Annotated in this window: 18 protein-coding genes; 7 read left to right on the top strand and 11 right to left on the bottom strand. The window is 44.8% G+C overall.

Annotation, left to right across the window (positions count from 1 at the left end):
• Together QZ918_RS21035 and QZ918_RS21030 are read right to left on the bottom strand one after the other, a co-directional pair.
• Positions 1–1,342 (bottom strand): tetratricopeptide repeat protein (locus QZ918_RS21035; protein ID WP_293338138.1); only part of this gene is annotated, 1,342 nt, incomplete at its 3' end.
• Between the two features lie 86 nt (positions 1,343–1,428).
• Positions 1,429–2,286: a DUF4384 domain-containing protein gene (locus QZ918_RS21030; RefSeq protein ID WP_293338137.1), complete on the bottom strand. Its 858-nt coding sequence runs from the start codon at positions 2,284–2,286 to the stop codon at positions 1,429–1,431.
• A gap of 360 nt (positions 2,287–2,646) precedes the next feature.
• On the opposite strand from QZ918_RS21030, the gene QZ918_RS21025 reads away from it, so the two are divergent.
• Positions 2,647–2,913: a hypothetical protein gene (locus tag QZ918_RS21025; RefSeq protein ID WP_293338136.1), complete on the top strand. Its 267-nt coding sequence runs from the start codon at positions 2,647–2,649 to the stop codon at positions 2,911–2,913.
• Between the two features lie 185 nt (positions 2,914–3,098).
• Here QZ918_RS21025 and QZ918_RS21020 read toward each other — a convergent pair whose 3' ends face one another.
• Positions 3,099–3,581, bottom strand: a complete 483-nt coding sequence (locus QZ918_RS21020; RefSeq protein ID WP_293338135.1) for a hypothetical protein — start codon at positions 3,579–3,581, stop codon at positions 3,099–3,101.
• A gap of 99 nt (positions 3,582–3,680) precedes the next feature.
• The gene (locus tag QZ918_RS21015) at positions 3,681–6,800 is read right to left on the bottom strand and encodes an efflux RND transporter permease subunit (RefSeq protein WP_293338134.1); all 3,120 of its coding nucleotides are present in this window, start codon (positions 6,798–6,800) and stop codon (positions 3,681–3,683) included.
• Positions 6,801–7,247: 447 nt separating this feature from the next.
• On the opposite strand from QZ918_RS21015, the gene QZ918_RS21010 reads away from it, so the two are divergent.
• Positions 7,248–7,430: a hypothetical protein gene (locus QZ918_RS21010; RefSeq protein ID WP_293338133.1), complete on the top strand. Its 183-nt coding sequence runs from the start codon at positions 7,248–7,250 to the stop codon at positions 7,428–7,430.
• Between the two features lie 40 nt (positions 7,431–7,470).
• Here QZ918_RS21010 and QZ918_RS21005 read toward each other — a convergent pair whose 3' ends face one another.
• The 3 genes from QZ918_RS21005 to QZ918_RS20995 form a co-directional block, all read right to left on the bottom strand.
• Entirely contained in the window at positions 7,471–9,444 is a 1,974-nt protein-coding gene (locus QZ918_RS21005) for an efflux RND transporter periplasmic adaptor subunit (RefSeq protein WP_527250420.1), read from the bottom strand.
• A gap of 166 nt (positions 9,445–9,610) precedes the next feature.
• Positions 9,611–9,742, bottom strand: coding sequence for a hypothetical protein (locus tag QZ918_RS21000; RefSeq protein WP_293338132.1), 132 nt, complete (start codon positions 9,740–9,742; stop codon positions 9,611–9,613).
• Between the two features lie 1,142 nt (positions 9,743–10,884).
• The gene (locus QZ918_RS20995; protein WP_293338139.1) at positions 10,885–11,847 is read right to left on the bottom strand and encodes a glycosyltransferase family 9 protein; all 963 of its coding nucleotides are present in this window, start codon (positions 11,845–11,847) and stop codon (positions 10,885–10,887) included.
• Positions 11,848–12,017: 170 nt separating this feature from the next.
• Here QZ918_RS20995 and ispD point away from each other — a divergent pair, with 170 nt between their 5' ends.
• Both ispD and QZ918_RS20985 read left to right on the top strand, forming a co-directional pair.
• Positions 12,018–12,704, top strand: coding sequence for a 2-C-methyl-D-erythritol 4-phosphate cytidylyltransferase (ispD, locus tag QZ918_RS20990; protein ID WP_293338131.1), 687 nt, complete (start codon positions 12,018–12,020; stop codon positions 12,702–12,704).
• 290 nt (positions 12,705–12,994) lie between these two features.
• Positions 12,995–13,318 (top strand): hypothetical protein, encoded by a 324-nt coding sequence (locus QZ918_RS20985; RefSeq protein WP_293338130.1) that lies wholly within the window; start codon positions 12,995–12,997, stop codon positions 13,316–13,318.
• 484 nt (positions 13,319–13,802) lie between these two features.
• On the opposite strand, the gene QZ918_RS20980 is transcribed toward QZ918_RS20985, so the two are convergent.
• Both QZ918_RS20980 and QZ918_RS20975 read right to left on the bottom strand, forming a co-directional pair.
• The gene (locus QZ918_RS20980; RefSeq protein WP_293338129.1) at positions 13,803–14,735 is read right to left on the bottom strand and encodes a LysR family transcriptional regulator; all 933 of its coding nucleotides are present in this window, start codon (positions 14,733–14,735) and stop codon (positions 13,803–13,805) included.
• Positions 14,728–14,865: a hypothetical protein gene (locus QZ918_RS20975; RefSeq protein ID WP_293150991.1), complete on the bottom strand. Its 138-nt coding sequence runs from the start codon at positions 14,863–14,865 to the stop codon at positions 14,728–14,730. Before QZ918_RS20975 ends, QZ918_RS20980 begins: the two co-directional genes overlap by 8 nt.
• A 387-nt stretch (positions 14,866–15,252) precedes the next feature.
• Here QZ918_RS20975 and QZ918_RS20970 point away from each other — a divergent pair, with 387 nt between their 5' ends.
• Both QZ918_RS20970 and QZ918_RS20965 read left to right on the top strand, forming a co-directional pair.
• A complete protein-coding gene (locus QZ918_RS20970; RefSeq protein WP_293338128.1) occupies positions 15,253–15,546 on the top strand; it encodes a hypothetical protein in 294 nt (97 codons plus the stop codon).
• A gap of 128 nt (positions 15,547–15,674) precedes the next feature.
• Positions 15,675–15,932, top strand: a complete 258-nt coding sequence (locus tag QZ918_RS20965; RefSeq protein WP_293338127.1) for a hypothetical protein — start codon at positions 15,675–15,677, stop codon at positions 15,930–15,932.
• A gap of 17 nt (positions 15,933–15,949) precedes the next feature.
• On the opposite strand, the gene QZ918_RS20960 is transcribed toward QZ918_RS20965, so the two are convergent.
• Positions 15,950–16,075 (bottom strand): hypothetical protein, encoded by a 126-nt coding sequence (locus QZ918_RS20960; RefSeq protein ID WP_293338126.1) that lies wholly within the window; start codon positions 16,073–16,075, stop codon positions 15,950–15,952.
• Between the two features lie 236 nt (positions 16,076–16,311).
• On the opposite strand from QZ918_RS20960, the gene QZ918_RS20955 reads away from it, so the two are divergent.
• On the top strand, positions 16,312–17,400 hold the full coding sequence (locus tag QZ918_RS20955) for a tetratricopeptide repeat protein (RefSeq protein ID WP_293151000.1): 1,089 nt from the start codon (positions 16,312–16,314) through the stop codon (positions 17,398–17,400).
• A gap of 298 nt (positions 17,401–17,698) precedes the next feature.
• Here the strand turns inward: QZ918_RS20955 and QZ918_RS20950 are convergent, their stop codons facing one another.
• Positions 17,699–19,912: a phosphoketolase family protein gene (locus QZ918_RS20950; protein WP_293338125.1), complete on the bottom strand. Its 2,214-nt coding sequence runs from the start codon at positions 19,910–19,912 to the stop codon at positions 17,699–17,701.
• Between the last annotated feature and the right edge of the window lie 472 nt (positions 19,913–20,384).

Here is a 20,384-nt window from a genome sequence, read left to right as displayed (position 1 = left end):
TGTAAGCTGCGATCGCTATTTCTAGATTGTCAGCTTTATCCCCTTTTATTCTGTCATTGTACGCAGCCCCAAGATTATTTTGCATCTTTGCCCAATGTTGGGGAAAAGCTTGTGGGGTGTAAACTTGCAAAGCCAGGTTGTAAGCTGCGATCGCTAACTCAATATTGTCAGCTTTATCCCCTTTTATTCTGTCCCAATACGCAGTCCCAAGATTATTTTGTGTCATTGCCCAACCTTGGGGGAAAGCTTGTGGGGTGTAAACTTGCAAAGCTTTGGTGTAAACTGCGATCGCTAACTCAAGATTATCAGCTTTATCCCCTTTGATTCTGTTAAGGTACGTATTCCCAAGATTATTTTGCGTCATAGCCCAATCTTGGGGGAAGGCTTGTGGGGTGTAAACTTGCAAAGCTTTGGTGTATGCTGCGATCGCTAACTCAATATTGTCAGCTTTATCCCCTTTTATTCTGTCGTGGTACGCATTTCCAAGATTATTTTGCGTCATAGCCCAATCTTGGGGGAAGGCTTGTGGGGTGTAAACTTGCAAAGCAAGGGTATAGGCTTCGAGCGCTAACTCAATATTGTCAGCTTTATCCCTTTTTATTCTGTCATTGTAGGCAAGCCCAAGATTATTTTGCGTCATGGCCCAATTTTGGGGAAAAGCTTGTAGGATGTAAACTTGCAAAGCAAGGGTATGTGCTTCGAGCGCTAGCTCAATATTGTCAGCTTTATCCCCTTTTATTCTGTTACGGTAGGCATTCCCAAGATTATTTTGCCCCTGCGCCCACATTTGGGTATTTATCTCGCAGTTTTGCAGGACAATTGCACAGCCAGCAATAGCAATTTCCTGATTCTTGGCAAAGTTTCCCAGGGGGAATTCTTGAATCCGAATACTGATATTTCCAATTACAGAAATAATCGCTTCTACATATTCTGGATGTTCGGAAATCAAGCCTGTCGCTACTTCCTGTAAGATTTCGGGAAAATGCGTATCCAGTTTATTGAGATGCCGTTGCAATACCTGATATACTGCTTGGGGATTCTCGTCTATTTCGCATTCTGCTTCTAACAACTCTTGCAAGAAGGCGAGATATTCTTCTAGTATCAGTGAACTTGAGTAAATCCCCAACGCTTCCGCTAATTGACTAGCAAAATTCAACAACCAATCCGCCGCATTTTGATTTCCCTTCTCTGACAAATCAGCAGCCACCAATTCCATACATTTCAACAACCCACCATCGACTAAATTTGGATTTGCCTCTAATAATTCCATTTCCTGTCCGTTGGTACACTTGAGTAGAAAGTAAATTAGCTGGAGATAAGCTTGTATGCGTTGTTCGTCCATGTTGGGTTTCCTTTGATAATTATAAAGTCTACAAAAAATTTCGAGACATTCCTGATGAAACATTGATTCCCTGGCGGATTTTGTATCTAACCAACCACCTCAAAATCCTGATAAAAAACCTGCCAATTTTCCTTACCTTCCAAATAACTCCACAACTGAGAAAGCCGCGTCTCATCCCAAGTCGGTGCGTGGTTATCTTCCCGCAAATCCAACCAATCAAAATCTAAATCTTCATCCAACACAATCCCGACAAATTCCTCTTTTCCCGGAGTATCAAAATTAATCCATCCGTTACTCTCTTGCAAACTCGATCCATCTTGAGGTATCCACATCGGCTTACCATCAAGCTGACACTTCGGTGCAAAAGCGATCGAAGGCGTCAAAACATATTTGGTTGTCCATCCTTGATTCAGCAGCAGTAAATTCCGACTAGAATGCTGCAATTCAATTCGCATAGAATAAGCAGCCTTAACTTGAAGCTGTCGTTTGTGACGCGGCGGCGGAATGACAATTCCCAGATGGTTTTCTGGAGGCAGAAAATCAATCCATTCACAATGCTTGTCCGCTTTCTCCACCAAACTTTGCCAAATCCACTTCATCCGCAACCAGCGATAAACTATTTTCCAAGGAGATTCTTTTTCTTTTGGTTTACCTCTCCCCGGTGTCAGCTTGGCAGTATCAATGCCATCTGCTGCCATTTGTGGTGCAAATTTATCCTTGATTTTCTTAATGACATCGCCCAAAATTGGATTAATTGAATTTTCCGAAAAACCGCCGTTGAGTTGTTTTTTAATTAATCCAGCGATATCGGTATTTTCGAGTTGGTGATTGTCGGGATGAAACCGCAGCCGAAAGCATAATTTTTGCACGTCAGACGCAGTTTCAGTAAAAATATCCGCAGCGATATCTTCAAGAAAAACTATAAATGACTTTTCCGCGTTCATAAAATACCTCCGAGTGGGTTCAATAATTTTTTACCAAAACCGGATTGCTGAAAGAAACCCAGTTTATCAGCCAAGATTTTGTTGTTATTTAAAGCATAGCATTCGTTTTTTAGATTGACGTGGATAAACCGCAGTTGTTATTTAATGCTATTTAAGGTTATTTGCCGTTTAATTATCAATATTTAGATTTATAACCAAATTCGAGTTTTTTACCCCTCTATTAATCAGTCGGCGCAGGCCGACTTTGTTCGTGTAGTAGCGGTTTCAACCGCCGAGTCATAAAGGGGATACCAACCCGGATTTGGGATTGTTTTTATATTTAAGCCATTTGTTAGTAACTGGATTATTTGCAGGTATTTAATGAATAAAAATATCCCATTTTCAGCTATTTTTACGCCTGTTAAAACAGTAAATATAAACAAATTAGAAGGCAAAGAAATGCTAAATACTACCCCGCGCGCCAAATTCTTAATCTTAATTGCTAAAATTATCCTGCAAGTCGGTCAAATTTGCATCGATCCTTACCTGGGCTGTGCCTTCAGTATTGCGTTAATCCTTGTAGAATGGCTGATGGAGAAACAAGCAACAGCGGATGCAGGCAGCGAGAATACTGAAGAAATCCAGTAATACCAAATCAGGGTTAGATACTCTCGTTATCACATCTTGCACCAATGTCAATATGAGGGTTATTTGGGAGTTGTTCGTGGGGTGGGGCGGGTTTATTTAACCTGTTTGCTACGTTTTATATCGTTGGCGAACCCGCCCCTACAGCATTATTGAAAGGCGTGGAAGCTATTCGTTGAATCTGCTTTTTATTGACTGAATGTAAAACGACCGTTCACTTTTTCTCCCTTAATATCCGCATTCACCTTCACAGGATACTGACCTGGATCTTTGCCGGGAAATACAACAGCGTAATGTTTGCCTTCAGGATCGTATTTGAGAGCTAGGGTTTGTTGCTTTCCACTCGGTAACTGCACTTGTGCTGACACTTTTGCGTCAGGAACCGGTTCCTTGTTATCGCCTTTTTGCAGGTACAAATCTAAGTGAGTTCCAGTAGCTTCTTTGACAGGTACAAACTCTAAATGGTAAGCTCCAGCATTGACAACTTGACCGCCTTTAGCTCCTGTTGCAGCAGGAGCAGCGGCGGGAGCGGAAGACGCAGGTTGTGAAGCAGCAGGAGGGGGTGTGGGAGTGATTTTTGTATCGCTTGCTTCGTCGCCTTTACCGCAAGATCCCAAAAATAGCAGTCCGATACTGCCGAGAATAATTAAACTTGTTTTGATCGTTTTCATGTGCTTGACTCTTTGCGGACTATTCGTAAATTATGGCATTTTAAAACAGGGCGTCAAGGAAAATTATCAAAAATTATTCAGCAACAGCCATAATCGTTGCTAAAAAGTAGTTAAATGAGTTCTTTCATCTTCAGCAACAGGCTGAGGTTCTTGAGGTCGTAAAAACTTCCCAAATTGAGCATACAAGGCTGGCAAAACTAACAGTGTTAACGCCGTAGAAGTAAACAATCCTCCTAAAACTACTATTGACAGCGGTTGTAATATTTCTTTTCCTGGGCCGCCTTCCAAGACTAACGGTGCTAAACCTAAAGCTGAAGTTGAAGCAGTCATCAAAATAGCGTTAAGCCGTTCCATCGAGCCTTTAATAATAGCTTCCTTAAAAGGCATTCCTTCGGCAAATTTAGTATTATAGTTGTCTACTAACAACAAGCCGTTGCGGGTAGCTACGCCGAATAATGTGACAAAGCCAACCAGGGAAGCGACGGAAATTATACCGCCCGTCAAAGCTACCGCAATTACTCCTCCCACTAATCCGATCGGCAAATTGATCATAATCATCGCAGTTGAAGCGATCGACTTAACGGACAAGTACATTAAGACGGTGATGACTAGAAAGGCGATCGCGCTAAACACCATAATATTCTGCGAAGCCCTTTGTTCCGCCTCAAATTGACCGCCATACTGGATAAAATAACCAAACGGTAACTGCACCTCCCGTTTGACTTTAGCCTGAATTTCATTCACAACCGATCGCAAATCCCTACCTTTCGCATTAGCCGCCGCCACAATCAACCGGGAAACATTCTCGCGGTTAATCGTATTTGGGCCCGTACCGTATGTAACAGTCGCCACTTGCGCGAGGGGAATCTTGTTACCATTCGGAGTATCAACCAACAAATTCTGAATAGTTTCTAAGTTATTTCTGGCCTCAGGCTGCAACCAAACCACTAAATCGAAAGTTTGCTGCACTTCTAAAATTTGAGAAACAACTTTGCCATTTAAAGCAGTCTCAATTATTTCTGAAATTTCTCCAACTTTTAAACCGTATCTACCCGCAGCTTGGCGGTTGAATTTAATTTGAATTTGCTGCACAGGTACTTGCGGTTCGAGTTGCAAATCCACAATTCCTGCAACTGTTTTCATTTGCGCTTCAACTTGCGCGCCGATAGTGCGAAGCTGATTCAAATCTGGCCCAAAGATTTTGACAGCAATTTGACTTCTGACACCAGACAAAACCTCATCCATCCGGTGCGAAATAAAACCGCCGATATTTGGTGCAACTCCCGGCAATTTCGCAAATTCCTGCCGCAAAAATTCCAAAGTTTTTGACCTATTTTTCATCCCTTCCTCGCTCAAACCGATATCAATGTGAGCTAAATTGACACCCGCAGCATCGGCATCACCAGGCGCTCTACCCGATCGCACTTGCACGTATTCAAATCTGCGATCGTCCTTAAGTGCATCTTCCATCGCAAAAGCCGCGCTATCCGTCGCCTCCAAAGACACCCCCGGATAAAGCTGAATCGTATTCACCAAAGTTTGCTCCTGAAACTCCGGCAAAAACACCCGTCCAAAGGAAGGTAAAACAACTAATGCAGCCACCATGCTAGCAGCAGCTAAAACTAAAATTATCGCCGAATAACGCATTGACAATTGGATAAAAAAGTGATATATTTTTTTGCAAAATCTCGGCAACCAAGGCTCCTCAGCACTCATGCGTTTGTTAGGCAACAAGATAGCACAAAGCGCCGGAGAAACGAACAGAGATTCTAGACTAGAAATCACCACAACTACCAAATAAGTAATTCCCATCGGCGTAAAAATTCGACCTTCTACACCGGGTAAAGTAAAAATAGGCGAAAACACCACAATCCCAATTACCGTCGCTCCAATCAACGAATCGCGCACCTCTTGACTGCCGTCAAAAATCACATCCATCACCGGGCGCGGATGCCCAGAAGCCGTATTTTCTCGTAAATTGCGGTAGGTATTTTCGGCATAAACGATCGCATCGTCGATCGCAGTTCCGATCGCCACCGACAACCCCCCCAAAGTCATCGTATTCAATCCCAGCCCCAGCCAATACATCGCCAGCAGCCCGAACAGCCAAGTTAGGAAGAAATCGAGCAAAACCACCGTCAGAGTGCGCCAATTCATCAAAAACGGGATCAGAATCACGGTGACAATGATACTGCCTTCAATTAAAGCCGAGCGCACATTCTCCACCGAAGAATTGATATACTCTTCCTGCCGGAAAGTCACTGTCACCTTAATATCCTGAGGTAAAGCTTGCTGTACCTCAGCCATTGCCGCCTCAACCGCCTTCGTTACCGTCGGAGTATCAGCAACTGGCTGTCGGTTTACCATCAAAATCACAGCTTTTTTGCCGTTAAAACTGCCATCGCCCCGCTTGATTGCAGCACCAATCTTGACATCCGCAACATCACCAATTCTGACGGGTATTCCTTGGCGAGAGGCGATCGCAGATTGCTGCAAATCTGCCACAGACTCAATCCGGCCCACACCCCGAATTAAAGTTTCTTTGTCTGGCGTAATTAAATAGCCTCCCGGTGCGTTAACATTGGCAGCTTTCGTCGCTTCTGCAACTTGCTGCAAGGACACATTAAAAGCTTTTAATTTAGCAGGTTCTACCAATACTTGATACTGCCTTTGTTCCCCACCGTAAGCCACGACTTGAGCAACACCAGTCACTGCCAAAAGACGATTTGTAACTTGCCAATCAACCAAACGGCGCACTTCCATCAGCGGAGTAGTTTCTGATGTAAAAGCATAGGTAATTACCAAACCAACCGGAGAAGTTGTCGGAGAAATTTGTGGTGTTTCTACCCCAGCCGGGAGTTTGCTTTGAGCTTGTTGCAACCTTTCGGTTATTAATTGGCGGGCTTGGTATATGTTAGTTCCCCAATCAAAGATTACCTTAATCGCAGAAAGGCCAACAGCGGAAGATGAACGTACTGCTGTTACTCCCGGAGTTCCGTTAATCGCACTTTCGATCGGGAGTGTTACTAAAGACTCGATTTCTTCCGGTGCGAGGCCCGGTGCTTCCGTCTGAATTTCGACTTGCGGCGGCGCAAAAGGTGGGAAGACATCAAGGGACATTTTGGGGATGATATATAATGTCCAAAGACTAATAATAATGGTGGCGAGAACGACTAGCCAACGGCGATTAATTACCCATCTCAGAATAGTGCTGAACATTTAAACAGTTGACAGTTGACAGTTGACAGTTGACAGTTGACAGTTAAATAGCCATTCAATCTAGATTGACACCCAACAATGAAATTAGGATGAAATCGTTTCTCTTTTAAGTCTGATTTAATAAGTTATAGCGGTTATCAAAAAGATGAGGTACGTTGTTGGGCTTCAGCCCTCTTGGTTTAAGGGTTATGTAAGCTGTCAGTAGTTGTAGGGTGCGTCGCCATCTACAATCCTCAAAAAAAACGACAATCTCGTAGCGACGCACCTTACAAATCCTTTAAATAACCAATCGAATGTTGATCGTAGTTATTAGAACTCTTGCAAAAATCAAAAGCACCCCACCCCAACCCTCCCCTTATTAAGGGGAGGGAGCAAGATTATTCTTGTTTCCCCCCTTAATAAGGGGGGACTAAGGGGGGTAAATTTGACTAGAGCAAGAGGTCTATTATGAAAGCACCCAAAGAATACTCAGAAACTCTAAACAACTTTGACGAAAAAGACTACAATCCAGTCCCGCCAAAGCGCTCAAAACGAGTAATCATGCGCGCTCAGCTCAAAGGGCGTAAAAAACCTATAACGTATATTTTTGATGAAGAAGAATCGCACAGTTTTCTAGATGCAGATAAATGAATCAACTCTCAGACAAGGTGATTACTTGTAAACAAAATTTTTACTTTAAACTTTGGGTTTCTGCCTCGTGGCTTTTAACACGGTGGTTGTCATCATGCGGCAATTCATCTACTTTACTGGCATTTAGTGCCACTGCCGAGGTAGAAAAACCATTGTTTTTAGAATCCGTTGGTAAAGCTGGAACTTCGCGCCGTTTTCCCCAAAATACCCCGGCTGCAAAAGTCACGGATGCGATCGCAATTCCTCCCCCAATTCCCGCCCACAAAGGCACGGGAAAGCTATTAAAACCTTCTTTCTCCTTAGGACTTACCTCTTTCTTTTCCTCACTGGTTGATGGCTTGCTACCGCCTCGCAGAGATTGGGCGTAAAGTTGAGGCGCGCGCTGGGTTACAATCAAATCTCCATCAAATAAACCGCTCTTAATTTCTACTAAATCCCCCGCAGTTTGACCGACTTCAATGTCAACCGCTTGATAAGCATCGCCATTTTGGACGTAAACGGTTTTTTTACCGATAACATCTACTACTGCTGTAATCGGAATTGCTAACACATTGGTAACATTTTTGTTGGTTAAAATTTCCAACTCCGCAAACAGTCCCGGCTTTAACTCGCCGTTACTATTATCTAGTTCTGCTTTGACTGGTACAACCCGCGTTTCTCCTTGCACGGATGAGCCAATTAAGGTGATTTTTCCCTTGAAAATACGATCGCCCAAATTAGCAACTTTCACCCTGACTTCCTGCCCCTGTTTTACCTGATTCAAATCTTTTTCGTAAATGTTGGCGGTGGCAAAAACCCGGCTGTCATTTAAGACGCTCATCAACGGTTTTTCAGCGCTTACAGACTCTCCTTGGGTGATGGCGCGATCGGCGATCGTACCAGAAATCGGAGCAATTACGGTGACAAGTCCCTGCTCGTTCGCAACAGTACCTAACTGTTGCAGCCGTGCTTGATAGGCCGCACCGGCCAAGCGAATGCGTGACTGAGCGACTTGCACCGCAGTTTTGGCGCGTTTGAGCTGATTCTCGGCTTCCAACACTTCTCGGCGGCTCAAAGCCTTGGTGAGTTGAGATTTTGCCTCTGCCACCTTACCTTGAGAATCGCGCAATTCCCGCACGGGGAGGTCTACTTCAGCTTGTTTAATTTCGGTTTCGGCTTTGATAACTTCGGGACGGCTTTTTGCCTTCGCAACATTGGCTTTGGCTTCGGCGAAGTGGGATTGCGACTCTAGCATTGTACGCCGCGCGATCGCCCCTGATGCAACTAACTCGCGATCGCGATCGAACTTTTCTTTAGCCACAGTCAATTCAGTTTCCGCCCGCGCTATCTCTGCTTGCGCTATCTCCATCTGACGTTGATAATTTTCCTTAGCAACTTTGACAACAGAGCGCTGATTGACTAATTCTTGCTCTCGTTGGTACTGTTGAGTTGTTGCTGCTACTTGAGTTTGGGCTTGTATTATTTCTGCTTCAGAGATTTTGATTTGGCGATCGTAATTTTCTCGTGCTAGTTTCAAATCGCCTTGTGCTTGCTGCAAATCTGCCTCAGCTTCCGCTCGTTTCGAGAGAGATTCAACGCGCAATAGTCCTAATTCTGAACTCGACAAAACCCCAATCGGTTGACCTTTTGATACTTTGTCTCCAGGCTTAACTAACAACTCTACCACTTTGCCAGCCACCGAAGCCGTCACTTCTACCTTTTGGTTGGGCAAAGTTTCAATTTGTCCTGTAGTTTTGATACCGATATCTAATCGCTGGCGGGTGGCCGGGGAGACTTTAATTCCCAACCGTTTTGCTGTTTTGGCATCGACAGAAATAGCAGCAGGAGTTTGATTTGTTTCGCCGCTTTGGTGAAATTCATTGCCGTGTCCCGCGTGGGCAAAAACGGTAGTGGGATAACTCAGTAAAATTAGGCTAATAAAAGTTACCGAACAACTGGTAATAATTGCCTGAGATTGAGAATATTTGTGAAATATCATCGTTGGCATTTTCCAGGAAATGAGGTTGAGTGCCAAAAGCTTAGCGGTTTGTATTTTGCCAAAAGAAGTAAGTCAAGCGAATTAACCGCAGCTACTTATTAGCATTTTTCAAGAAACGACTGCTAAGCAATGACCAAGAGCTAAAATTTATCTCCTCAACCTAGTCTTTCACTGCCAAATGAAATTAGGATGAAATTTCGACTCAGCAGCCCAGATGCCCTCCGGCTTCTAAAATATGAAGATAAGTTTTGCCTAATCCCAAAGAATTGCGATGTAGATTTTTTGCTTGTTTTGCAAGTTTTTTCGCTTCAATTTCCTTTGTTAAAATGCTCATGAGTTCGTCCGTGGCTGCGTTTGATGTATAAGTTGTGTTTGATTCCAAGCTGTTCAACATCATTAAATGAATACCCTGTATATGGCTTTTTAGTGACTCTTATACTTTAGATCTAGTGCTTTTAAATTGTCTACAGTATTTTCACGTAAAAATCAAATGATGTGAATTCAGACAACTGCTGACATCTGTCTTCCAACTAAATTACTGTTATGGGAAGGTTGTTGCCAGTCTTGTATTGGCTAGATTTCTGGCTTTTGTGAAGCAAGCATTTCTTAGACAATTGACACACTGTGATTCCTATCACTTGTTTTGTGGCTTTGTGTCACATATTGCTTTGTAGAACTCATACCATTTAGATAAAAAATTGCTACACAATCAATCATGTTGTGTTTGTTGATAAAACCATTGCGATCGGGTGCGGATCCAGGGCTATTTCATTCTTTGTAGGGGCAATCCCACGCCAGGTTGCCCCAATTCCTGAAATGCTTGCAAATCATCGATAAGGAGGGTAGGCACGGGGGCACTACCCCTACAAAACCCTGGTTTCCCTGAGAATGAAATAGCCCTGGGTGCGGATCTGTTGAATTGTCGATATGTACCTAGGGCGCCGGTTCAGTAAAAGAAATTGACACTAGCGACATAGTATGTATGTTGATGTAGACCTTAACCGGGCGTTGCATGAGGGCAAAAAAATGGTTGGCGATCGCGATTTATTGTCGCCCTCATGCAACGCCCCCTAGGTGATACATATTTCGTTCTTTTTGTCAAGACATTCTACTGTACCCACGCTCTAGGGATTGTTGGTGGCGACACACCCTACTACCAATTACCAATTACCAATTACCAATTACCAATTACCAATTACCAAACATATAGCCTTTATTAAAAAGATGAGGTACAACTGACAGCTTACATAACCCTTAAATTCTTAGGGCTAAAGCCCAACAACGTACCTCATCTTTTAGACGAAGGCTATAATTTTTTTATTTCCGGCTGTTTCGACTTTTTAAAAGCACCTTCAGCCATCACTAAAATTTGTTCGTGCTGGGGAACGATCGCACTATTAGAAGATACAAGGGGCGGGTTAAGCAAGCCAACTTCCAGACAACAGACAATTCCCGTACAAAACCCGCCCTCTTAAATTAGCCTCCCCAAACCTTCTTCAAAACCTCTTGAGGAGAAATGTCAGCCATTTTACCAGTAGGAGATTTAATTCCCAAAAAGCGATCGCTCTTTGGAAGCAATTTTGCAGGTTCAGTCGGGCCGAACAAAGCTATTGTATAAGTTTGAACCGCCACAGCTAAGTGCATCGGCGCACTGTCGGTACACATCATCAAATTAGCAGCAGCAATGGTGGCCGCCAACTTGCCGACATCATCCGGCGAGATAACTTTTACACTCGGACAGAGTTCGACTAACTTTTTCACGAAGGCTCCATCTTCGGGGCCTTTCACCACCACAACGGGTAAATTTGGCTGCCGCTGCTGGCAGTCTTTAATGATTTGCTGCCAGTTATCTATAGGGTAAATTTTGTCAATACCTTTAGACAAAGCTAGCTGACTCGAACCGCCGTGAATTAGAATGTAACCGCTTTCTTTAATTCCCAACCGCTGCTGTTCGGCTTCCGCCCACTGGATATCCTGTTTTGGTACACTAATTGCGATCGGCCCACAAGGATTGTTAATGTTGAATCCTTTGAGCAAATCGTGGTACATTGAAGCCGCGTACTGGTCTGTTTTCAGAGGTACCGAATCGGTGAGAAATCGAGCGCCATTGGTTCCAGAATAGCCAACTCTTTGGGGAATGCCTGTCAGCCACAGCAGAAGTCCTACAGTCCAACGCTGGCCGAGGGAAACAACTGCTTCGTATTCGCGATCGCGAATTACGCCCAGCAAATTTCCCAAATCAGCCATCGCATTGCGATCTTTGAAATTGTACGTCAAGACTTCTTTGACAGACTTGCAGACTCGGTAAGCGCCCTTCGCCCTCGGTTCCACGATCACATCAATCTGAGCCTCTGGATAAGACTGTTTGAGGTCATCAAGGGTAGGGAAAAATAAAATTTGGTCGCCAATCCCGCCTGGGACAAGTGCTAGTATTCGCATCATAAACGCTCGGGCTATTATCTATCGAGGTAGCTCTCAGCGATCGGCTTTCAGCTATCAGCTTATAGTATTTTAAGACATTAAAAGCTACTGGCTGACAGCAAAACAACTGACTGAAAATTACAGGACGCTCTTAATATATACCTTGTTGGGTGAAGAAGGGTTAGTGAATGCACTTATTAATTCCTGCCGCGGGTTCGGGGCGACGGATGGGCAGTCAGCGGAACAAACTGCTGCTGACTTTGCTGGAAAAACCTTTGCTGAGTTGGACTTTGGCCGCCGCTGAAGCTTCGCAGCAGATTAGCTGGATCGGCATTATGGGCCAGCCTGAAGATTTTCCTGATTTCAAGGCAATTCTGGGCGATTTAGGCTTGGTGAAGCCCGTGGAACTGATTCAAGGAGGGGCTACCAGGCAAGAGTCAGTTTACAACGGTTTGCAGGCCTTGCCGCCAAATGCCGATCGCGTGTTGATTCACGACGGCGCCCGGTGTTTAGCAACTCCTGAATTGTTCGATCGATCTTCAGCAGCCCTCTTAAGCTGTCCGGGCTTGATTGTCGCCGTCCCGGTCAAGGATACGATTAAGGTAGTAGACGAGTCTAGAATCGTGCGAGACACACCGGACAGAAGCCATTTGTGGGCTGCCCAGACTCCCCAAGGATTTGAAGTGAAATTGTTAAAGCAGTGTCACCAACAAGGGCGGGAGAAAGGTTGGGAAGTTACAGACGATGCAGCTTTGTTTGAAAAATGCGGTTTACCAGTGCAAATTGTGGAGGGCGAAGAGACAAATTTAAAAGTTACAACGCCCGTTGATTTGAGTGTCGCTGAATTCATTTTGCGGCAGAGACACGGGAAATAGTTGACAGTTGACAGTTGAAAGTTGACAGTTGATCTTTGGTAGGGGCAGTGCCCCCGTGCCTGCCCTCTTAGTTGACAGTTGTAGGGTTCCGAGTTGAAGCCAATTGTTTCTGGTAATTTATCCAAGGATGTTACTAGGATAAATCTCAATACCGTTTACTTAACGCTTTTTAGGAATTTAATCTGACAATTTTCCCGGCAATATAGACATTTTTTGCAAGTCAGATTCTTTTTAAGTCAACCGTACTGGGATAAAGCTCACCTCAATATTAATAGTGGAGGACGAAAACAATGCAATATCAGGGTAAATGGCGCATCACCGAAATGGACGAGTGGGATAGTGACTACCTGGACATGGAAGTTGAAGCGTATATCGAGATTGATTCCAAAGGTTCAGGAGAATTTCAATTTGGTTTAGTATTCGGTCAAATTGACGGCGAAGTCTTGAAAAATCGAGGCGATGAGCGATTAGAGTTTACTTGGGAAGGTAATGATGAATCTGATACTACATTTGGTAGTGGTTGGCTGAAATTAAATGACAAAGACTCGATAGAAGGTCGAATCAAAATTCACCAAGGTGACAGTTCTGGTCTTGTCGCTGAACGCATTGAGTAGTTAATTTGCGATCGCACTCAGTACGAAATTATATCTATTACTGAGAGTTGTTTGAGCAAATATTATCGCTTGGTGCGTCGCTCTTCTATTTCGTTTTTTTTAGGGATGGTTGATAGCGACGCACCCTACAAATATTACTGAGGGTTGTTTAATCGTATCCAATCCGGTAGCATAATAATTCTCGATTTCTCGATTCTCTCTCTGTGTCCTCTGCGGTTAAATTATCTGACGATTTAACCAGAAACGAACTCAAATATTATCGCTTGGTGCGTCGCTTTTCTATTTTCGTTTTTGTTAGGGATGGTTGATGGCGACGCACCCTACAAATATTTTTGCTAATATTATCGCTTGGTGCGTCGCTCTTCTATTTTCGTTTTTGTTAGGGATGGTTGATGGCGACGCACCCTACAAATATTTTTGCTGTCAACTGTCAACTGTCAACTGTCAACTGTCAACTGTCAAACACCCTTGCGTCCATAACTGCTCACGAAGGATTGATTGGAAAATCAGTATCATGTTCCATCTCTGTCGCACTTTTGACTAAATCTAAAAACGCAAACACGGCCGGAATTAACAGCGCATCCCTCAAAACAGCCACGCCAATTACCCTTTCAAAAGCCGCTGGTAAACCGCAAATCTTCACTTCCGCAGGAATCGGTTCCGCCGCCAAACGTGGCATAATTGCAGCACCCAAACCGCGCATCACCATACCGACAATAGTTGAATCTTCGCTGAGTTCGTAAGCAATATTTAAGGGAAACCCCGAAGTTGCTAAATATTTGCGTAGCGGTATAGAACAAGCTGTTTCCGGCGGCTGCAAAATCAGCGGATGATTTGCTAATTCTTCCCAGGTAATCTTTCCACTTGATAATTTAGCAGTTGGTGGCAACAACACAACGTATTTATCCCGCAAAATTTCTCTAGTTTCAAATTCATCCGAGATGGGAAGAGAGACAAAGCCGATGTCTGCTTTGCCCGATCGCAAAGCTTCCTCCACAGCCTGGGTATAATACACTTCGGCAATGCTGACAGCAATCTTGGGAAAGCGATCGCGAAATTGAGCAATAATACCCGGTAGAATATGAGTTGCGACGCTGCGAAATGTCACTATCCGCACCTGGCCTCCCTGCAAACCTTTTTCTAAATCGGCTTCTTTGACCATCATTTCTAACGATCGCACAATTTGACGCCCGTGAAGCACCACTCTTTCCCCCACCGGTGTCAGTTGAGCACCGTGTCGCCCCCGATGGAACAATTGCACACCCAATTCTGTTTCCAAAGAGGCGATGGCGTGGCTGACTGCGGATTGTGAAAGTTCCATTTGTAAAGCCGCTTCGCTAAAGTTTTCACAGTCGGCTACTGCTATCAAAGCCTGAATCTGAGAGAGTTTCATCCGCCGCGTTTTGATTTCATTCATAGCGTTTCCTCGAAGGAAGAGTTGACAGTTGACAGTTGACAGTTGACAGTTGACAGTTTATATAGCGGTTATCAGAAATATGAGGTACGTTGTTGGGCTTTAGCCCTCTGTTATATAAGCTTTCAGTCATACCTCATATTTTTGACAAAGGCTATAGTTGACAGTTGACAGTTGACAAACGGAAAACGGAAAACGGAAAACGGAAAACGGAAGACAGAAAATGAAAAAGTAGAAACGAAAAAAAGCAATCGCAAGTGTTCGAGTAATTAACAACGTCCTAACTGTCGGGTGCGGTTGGTATATTTATCTATCGATTTTATTCATACAACCTATGCAAGTAATGATTTGATTGTTGTTTTCCCCAGAGCTACGGTGGATTTATGAAGTAAAGATCTAGTTTTACACGAGTTGCAGAGCTATCAAAAGTGCTGTAATTGCGAGCAACTTATTGCTTCCTTTTAGCTGCGATTTTTGATTGTGCAATTTTTGTTTAATTAAGAATTTGAAGGTGTTTGTTATGTCTGCTTACGAAAAATGGCGTTATCCCGAAAAAACAAGCGTTATTTCGATTGAAGAGCGAGCTAAATATGCCAAAAAGCCAAAAAGGCGATCGATCTTTTGGGCTATCAATCAACTTTGGCAAGGTTGGCTCGCCGCCGCTGCTGGCGAAAACGAGGTCAGAATTTGGCAAACGTGCGATCGCAATGGTAACACTTGCTGGCACGGTTGCGATCGCGCGACTGGTCGCTCTAAGAGCGCGGCGACGGATGACGAAATACGCGCTTGGATCGATCGGCGTTATTGCCAATAGTAGATTATTGCTTGTTTGCGGCGAGTTGCGATCGATTGTTGGCAGGCAGCCAATATTTTGATAAACCCGCCCGCCAGAAAATTCGGGGAAATTGTTGATTTTGGATAATTAATTCCAAAGGAGATGCTATGCTTCAAAGATATTCCCAATGTGCAGCGCCAGATCGCATAATCCTCATGAAAAACGAGGTGTATAGGTTGCCTCAAAATCATCGAGAAGTTCAAGTCTTGTCAGGAATTGCTTGGATTACAGTTGACAAACACGACATCATCTTGCACTGCCCAGAAAAAATATCGCTTCCACCGAGCAAAAACTTTGCTGTCATCTCCCCTCTCAGGAATATGCCGCTGATTATTGTGGCAGTCTGTTCAACAGTTGACAGTTGACAGTTGACAGTTGACAGTTACAGTTGACAGTTGACAGTTGACAGTTGACAGTTGACAGTTTGAGAGCTACCTCTACGCGTAAGTCCGAGTATTGGAGTAACGAACAGTCTGATTTTAATTTCTCCCAGGCTTCGGGCTTTCAAGCAATTCTTGCTGGTAAATGTGGAGATAAGCCTCGGACTTAAGTTGTGGAAAACCCAAAAATTGACACAAAAGTTCAAGATTTTAGATACATCCGTGGAGTAAATCTCAAATCTCCAATCTCAAATCCGATGGCTGATTGTGCTATCACAGGTTAGCAAGTGAGAAAAAATCGGCAGGAACACCCCAAAGAGATCTATCTTAGTTATTATAAATAGGCTCTTGGAGGACTCGATCGGTGTATTGCCACTCTTACCGCTTCAGCTATCTCGCAGCTATAAGTATTGTGGTATCGCCCGCACTCAGCTTGCTGGAAATTTCAGACGCTCGGGCATTTGCCCCTATTATAAATGCCAGGCCAGCTCGATCGGGCGATTCCCTACGGGATAGCTTCGCCCCGCGTGCCCAAGCAACAGATCCCAAAACGGAAGCAGACAAACTCTTTGAAACAGGAGTCAAACAGCACCGCGAGGGTTTGTTTCGAGAAGCAATCCAGACTTTTGAGCAAGTTTTGGCAATTCGCAAGCAACTAGGCGACAAACCGGGAATCGGAGAAACCCTCAACAATATCGGGGAAGTTTACACCGAAATGGGTTCGCAGTCCAAAGCTTTGGAAGTTTTGCGACAAGCTTTAGCCATTCACCGAGAAATCGGCGAAGGGCCCCGCATTGCCCACACTCTCAATCTCATCGGTTTCGTCAACCGACTTGCGGACAATTTTGACGCAGCGATGAAACTGCACCAAGAAGCTTTGGAACTTGCCAAAACTGCCAACGACCAAATTCAAATAGCAGAATCTTTTCACAACATCGCGGCAGTGTACGCAGAGCAGGTAAATTACGCAAAGGCGATCGAATTTTACCAGCAAGCGCGGACGATTCGCACCACAGAGGGCGATCGGCGCGATTTAGGCCGTACCCTCAATAACATGGGCGGCGTCTATTACAACATCGGCGACTTTAACAGAGCGATGGAATTTTACCATCAAGCCTTAGCAATTCGCCGGGAAATCGGAGACAGGGCTGGCGTCGCCCGCCTCCTCAACAACATGGCACTTACCTGTCGCAAACAAGGCAAAGATACTCAAGCGTTGATCTATTTTCAGCAAGCAATACCAATGTTTGAAGCTATCGGTGACAAGACAAGTATGGGACGCTTGTTTAACAATATGGGCGCGATTTATGAAAGTCTCCGTCAATATCCTAAAGCTCTCAACTCCTACGAGCGAGCTTTGAAAATTGCCCGCGAGGGCGGCGATAAAGCTGGAGAAACTACGGCGATGGAAGGCATTAAAAGATTGTCGTCCGGGCAGTCTTTGCCACAATAATCGCAGGATTTAATTATCATATTTCTTGGTACGTAGTTGCGCTTAAGCGCTCTTTCTTGGATTATTCAAGAGCGCTTGCATCGCAACAACATACCTTTCTTGGTACGTAGTTGCGCTTAAGCGCTCTTTCTTGGATTATTAAACAGCGCTTGCATCGCAACAACATACCTTTCTTGGTACGTAGTTGCGCTTAAGCGCTCTTTCTTGGATTATTAAACAGTGCTTGCATCGCAACAACATACCTTTTCAATCCTTAAGAATCTCCCGGTAACAAACCGGGAGACTTGCAAATTATAACCTAACCAACTAGCCCGATCGCCCTTTTCGTCAAAGCATCAGCCGTCAACCCATTAAACGCCATCAACTCACCAGCGCTAGCAGTCGTTTCCCCCCGCTTCCAAGCGAAAGTATCGCGCGGGCAATTGCTGCGAAGCATCACCGGCTCCAACATCCCAGAAGCACCGCCTGTCACGCCAATCAAGGCATCTCCACCAAACATTTCGGCAAATTTCTCATCGCTCAAAAAGCCACCGTCAGCTTCCGAACAAGTATTCCAAGCAACATCGCTGGAACGGTACAAACGGCGGGGATTCACAACAGAAACAATCCGCACTCCCAAGCCTTCTTTTTCCAATGATGCCGCCGCTTCAAACACCGGCATTAAAGTCATATCGCCGACAACAGCAAACACAACTTGCTTATTTCCAGTTGTTTCGTGCAACACAATTCCACCATCTTCTAAACCTTGGCGAGTCTGTGCAAAAGTAGTACGAATTGGCAGCGGCGACTTGCTCGCAGTAATCACAACTCCCTTATTTCTGGCACTCAAAGCCCAATCGTAACAAGCTTGAATGCTGTTAGCATCCGGCGGAAACAAAGGAAACACATTTCCGTTACGCATCATCGCCGCAAAATAAGCCTCAATTTCCGGGCGTTGGTGCGTCCAACCGTTGCGGCCTTGCTCTAAAGCACCCGCTGTAAATAAGGTGACAGTTGCCGGAGTTGCACGGCGCAATTCTGCCATTGCTTGGGTGACAGTTTGCCAAATTGGTAAACCGTTGATGGCAAAAGATTCGTAGGAACACCACAAACTCCGCGCTCCGAATAGCGATAAACCTACTGCCAAACCGGCGCAAGCATCTTCGCTCAAAGGCTCGTAAACTTGACCGTTGGGCGATTGATTGTACAAATCATCCGTCGTCGGGTGAATGATTTTGAGAGCTTGGTTGATGTTGGCAATTGCTGATGCTTCGTTGCCGTCTGCGTTGGTGACAAGAAAAGTGCGATCGCGCTCGCCGACAGTTCCCACCAAACGTCCCATTGCAGTTGTCGAAATCTTCGCTTCTCCACCAACCGCAAATTCTTCTAAAGGCAATTCTCCCAAATCTGCTAGCGGCAATGTAAACTCAGTAACAACAGTTTTCGCAGCAGGCCCGCCACCAGCACGTTCGCAATTTGTCCGCACCAACTGCCACGCCTCAGCAGTCAAAGCCCGCTGTTTTAAGGCGCTGACAATGTGCGGAGCATCCAGCGTATCTTTCGGATAAAGGTTGTGAGATTTTGCACCCAATGCGTGTACGCCTGCACCTTTTAACTGTTTGATAATAAACACAGTTAATTTGCCGCCGAGAGCAGATTTGGCTGCTTTGTCAACTCCTTCTAAAACAGCTTTGGTAAATGCCATGCGCTGTTCGAGGGAAAAAGCCGTGCTGTCAACATAAGCTTCCGGTTGATTTTTGTCGTCAAATTCCTTAGCGTCAACTAAAATGACTTCTTCAAAACCGTTTCCTTGCCAATAAGCAATCATTTCAGCATTGGTTTTAGTCGAAACCATACTGTGATGTTCTTGCGAATATCCGTTCCAAACTAACACTGGCAAAAAGTTAGTAGCTTTCGGATAAGCTGTGTGGAAATGTCCCATGCTGCTCATTGGATAGGGTTCGCCCATCCCACCGTCGCCCATGGTGAAAGCAAACAGTTTGTCGGGGTGCAACAGTGCGCCCGCCATCGCGAAATGCTGTCCTTGTCCGAGGGGGCCTGCTGGTGCTAAAAGGCCGGGAATGAAGCCGGAAAGATGTCCTAATAAACCGTCTTTTTCGCGGAATTTATCGCGCGCTTCCTGCACTTTGACAATTCCCATGTCTTCTAAAGATCGATCGAGAAACATGGCACTGTAAAATCCTGGCGCGTGGTGCCCGACTTCGGTGACAATGTTTTTGTGTCCGAGCATTACCAACGCAGCGTAGGCCTCAGCTTGGCTGGCAAAACCCCCCGGATGTCCCGATGCCTTGCTGGCTGTGATTTGCAGCGTCAGGTAGCGCAGGGCGTCTGCTCCGAGCATCGTTTGAAATACGGCGACGGGATCGGCTGGATCTGCGATCGAATTGCTTCCTTGGGCGATCGCAGGTGTTTTCCCGTAAGTCTCAAAACCCGGTACATTCTCCGAGAAATACTGGATTCCTTCGCAAAAACTGGGAATTGCTGACGTTGCCTTCGGCGTAGTTGCAGTCATGCTTATTTATACCTAAAAAATTTGACTTGAATTAAGTAACAGTAATTTTATAACTTTTGTGTTGCAAAACATCATCACTTCTGCTATGTCCAATCATAAATCAGTCAAATATCTCAAATTTTTATACGAATCCCCAAAACGGTGATAACTTTGTTGATTCCTGAAATTATTAATTTTATTTGCTCTTCCTTCTTTTTACCTTGAGCGAGGCCGAAAGGCCCTCTGCTTTTTTCCCCTGAGCGTAACCTTTTATATCATTTGCGATCGATTGACCCCAATAAGTAAGGTTCGTAGTGCGGACTTCAGTCCGCTTTCTGCTGCGGACTGAAGTCCGCACTACAAACTGTAAGGTTCGTAGTGCGGACTTCAGTCCGCTTTCTGCTGCGGACTGAAGTCCGCACTACAAACTGTAAGGTTCGTAGTGCGGACTTCAGTCCGCTTTCTGCTGCGGACTGAAGTCCGCACTACAAAC

Source organism: Microcoleus sp. CAWBG58 (genome assembly GCF_020883045.1).
Classification (GTDB): Bacteria; Cyanobacteriota; Cyanobacteriia; order Cyanobacteriales; family Microcoleaceae; genus Microcoleus.
The sequence above is the reverse complement of the archived record's forward strand: the minus strand, read 5'-3'. Positions and strand labels throughout refer to the sequence as shown.

Excerpts from the sequence above, each read along its gene's own strand:
- QZ918_RS21020 (WP_293338135.1), bottom strand. The coding sequence starts at position 3,581 with ATGAAAACGATCAAAACAAGTTTAATTATTCTCGGCAGTATCGGACTG.
- QZ918_RS21000 (WP_293338132.1), bottom strand. The coding sequence starts at position 9,742 with ATGAGCATTTTAACAAAGGAAATTGAAGCGAAAAAACTTGCAAAACAA.
- QZ918_RS21015 (WP_293338134.1), bottom strand. The coding sequence starts at position 6,800 with ATGTTCAGCACTATTCTGAGATGGGTAATTAATCGCCGTTGGCTAGTC.
- QZ918_RS20975 (WP_293150991.1), bottom strand. The coding sequence starts at position 14,865 with ATGACTGAAAGCTTATATAACAGAGGGCTAAAGCCCAACAACGTACCT.
- QZ918_RS21030 (WP_293338137.1), bottom strand. The coding sequence starts at position 2,286 with ATGAACGCGGAAAAGTCATTTATAGTTTTTCTTGAAGATATCGCTGCG.
- QZ918_RS20995 (WP_293338139.1), bottom strand. The coding sequence starts at position 11,847 with ATGCGAATACTAGCACTTGTCCCAGGCGGGATTGGCGACCAAATTTTA.
- QZ918_RS20980 (WP_293338129.1), bottom strand. The coding sequence starts at position 14,735 with ATGAATGAAATCAAAACGCGGCGGATGAAACTCTCTCAGATTCAGGCT.
- QZ918_RS20965 (WP_293338127.1), top strand. The coding sequence starts at position 15,675 with ATGCTTCAAAGATATTCCCAATGTGCAGCGCCAGATCGCATAATCCTC.
- QZ918_RS20950 (WP_293338125.1), bottom strand. The coding sequence starts at position 19,912 with ATGACTGCAACTACGCCGAAGGCAACGTCAGCAATTCCCAGTTTTTGC.
- QZ918_RS21025 (WP_293338136.1), top strand. The coding sequence starts at position 2,647 with ATGAATAAAAATATCCCATTTTCAGCTATTTTTACGCCTGTTAAAACA.
- QZ918_RS21010 (WP_293338133.1), top strand. The coding sequence starts at position 7,248 with ATGAAAGCACCCAAAGAATACTCAGAAACTCTAAACAACTTTGACGAA.
- QZ918_RS20970 (WP_293338128.1), top strand. The coding sequence starts at position 15,253 with ATGTCTGCTTACGAAAAATGGCGTTATCCCGAAAAAACAAGCGTTATT.
- ispD (WP_293338131.1), top strand. The coding sequence starts at position 12,018 with ATGCACTTATTAATTCCTGCCGCGGGTTCGGGGCGACGGATGGGCAGT.
- QZ918_RS20985 (WP_293338130.1), top strand. The coding sequence starts at position 12,995 with ATGCAATATCAGGGTAAATGGCGCATCACCGAAATGGACGAGTGGGAT.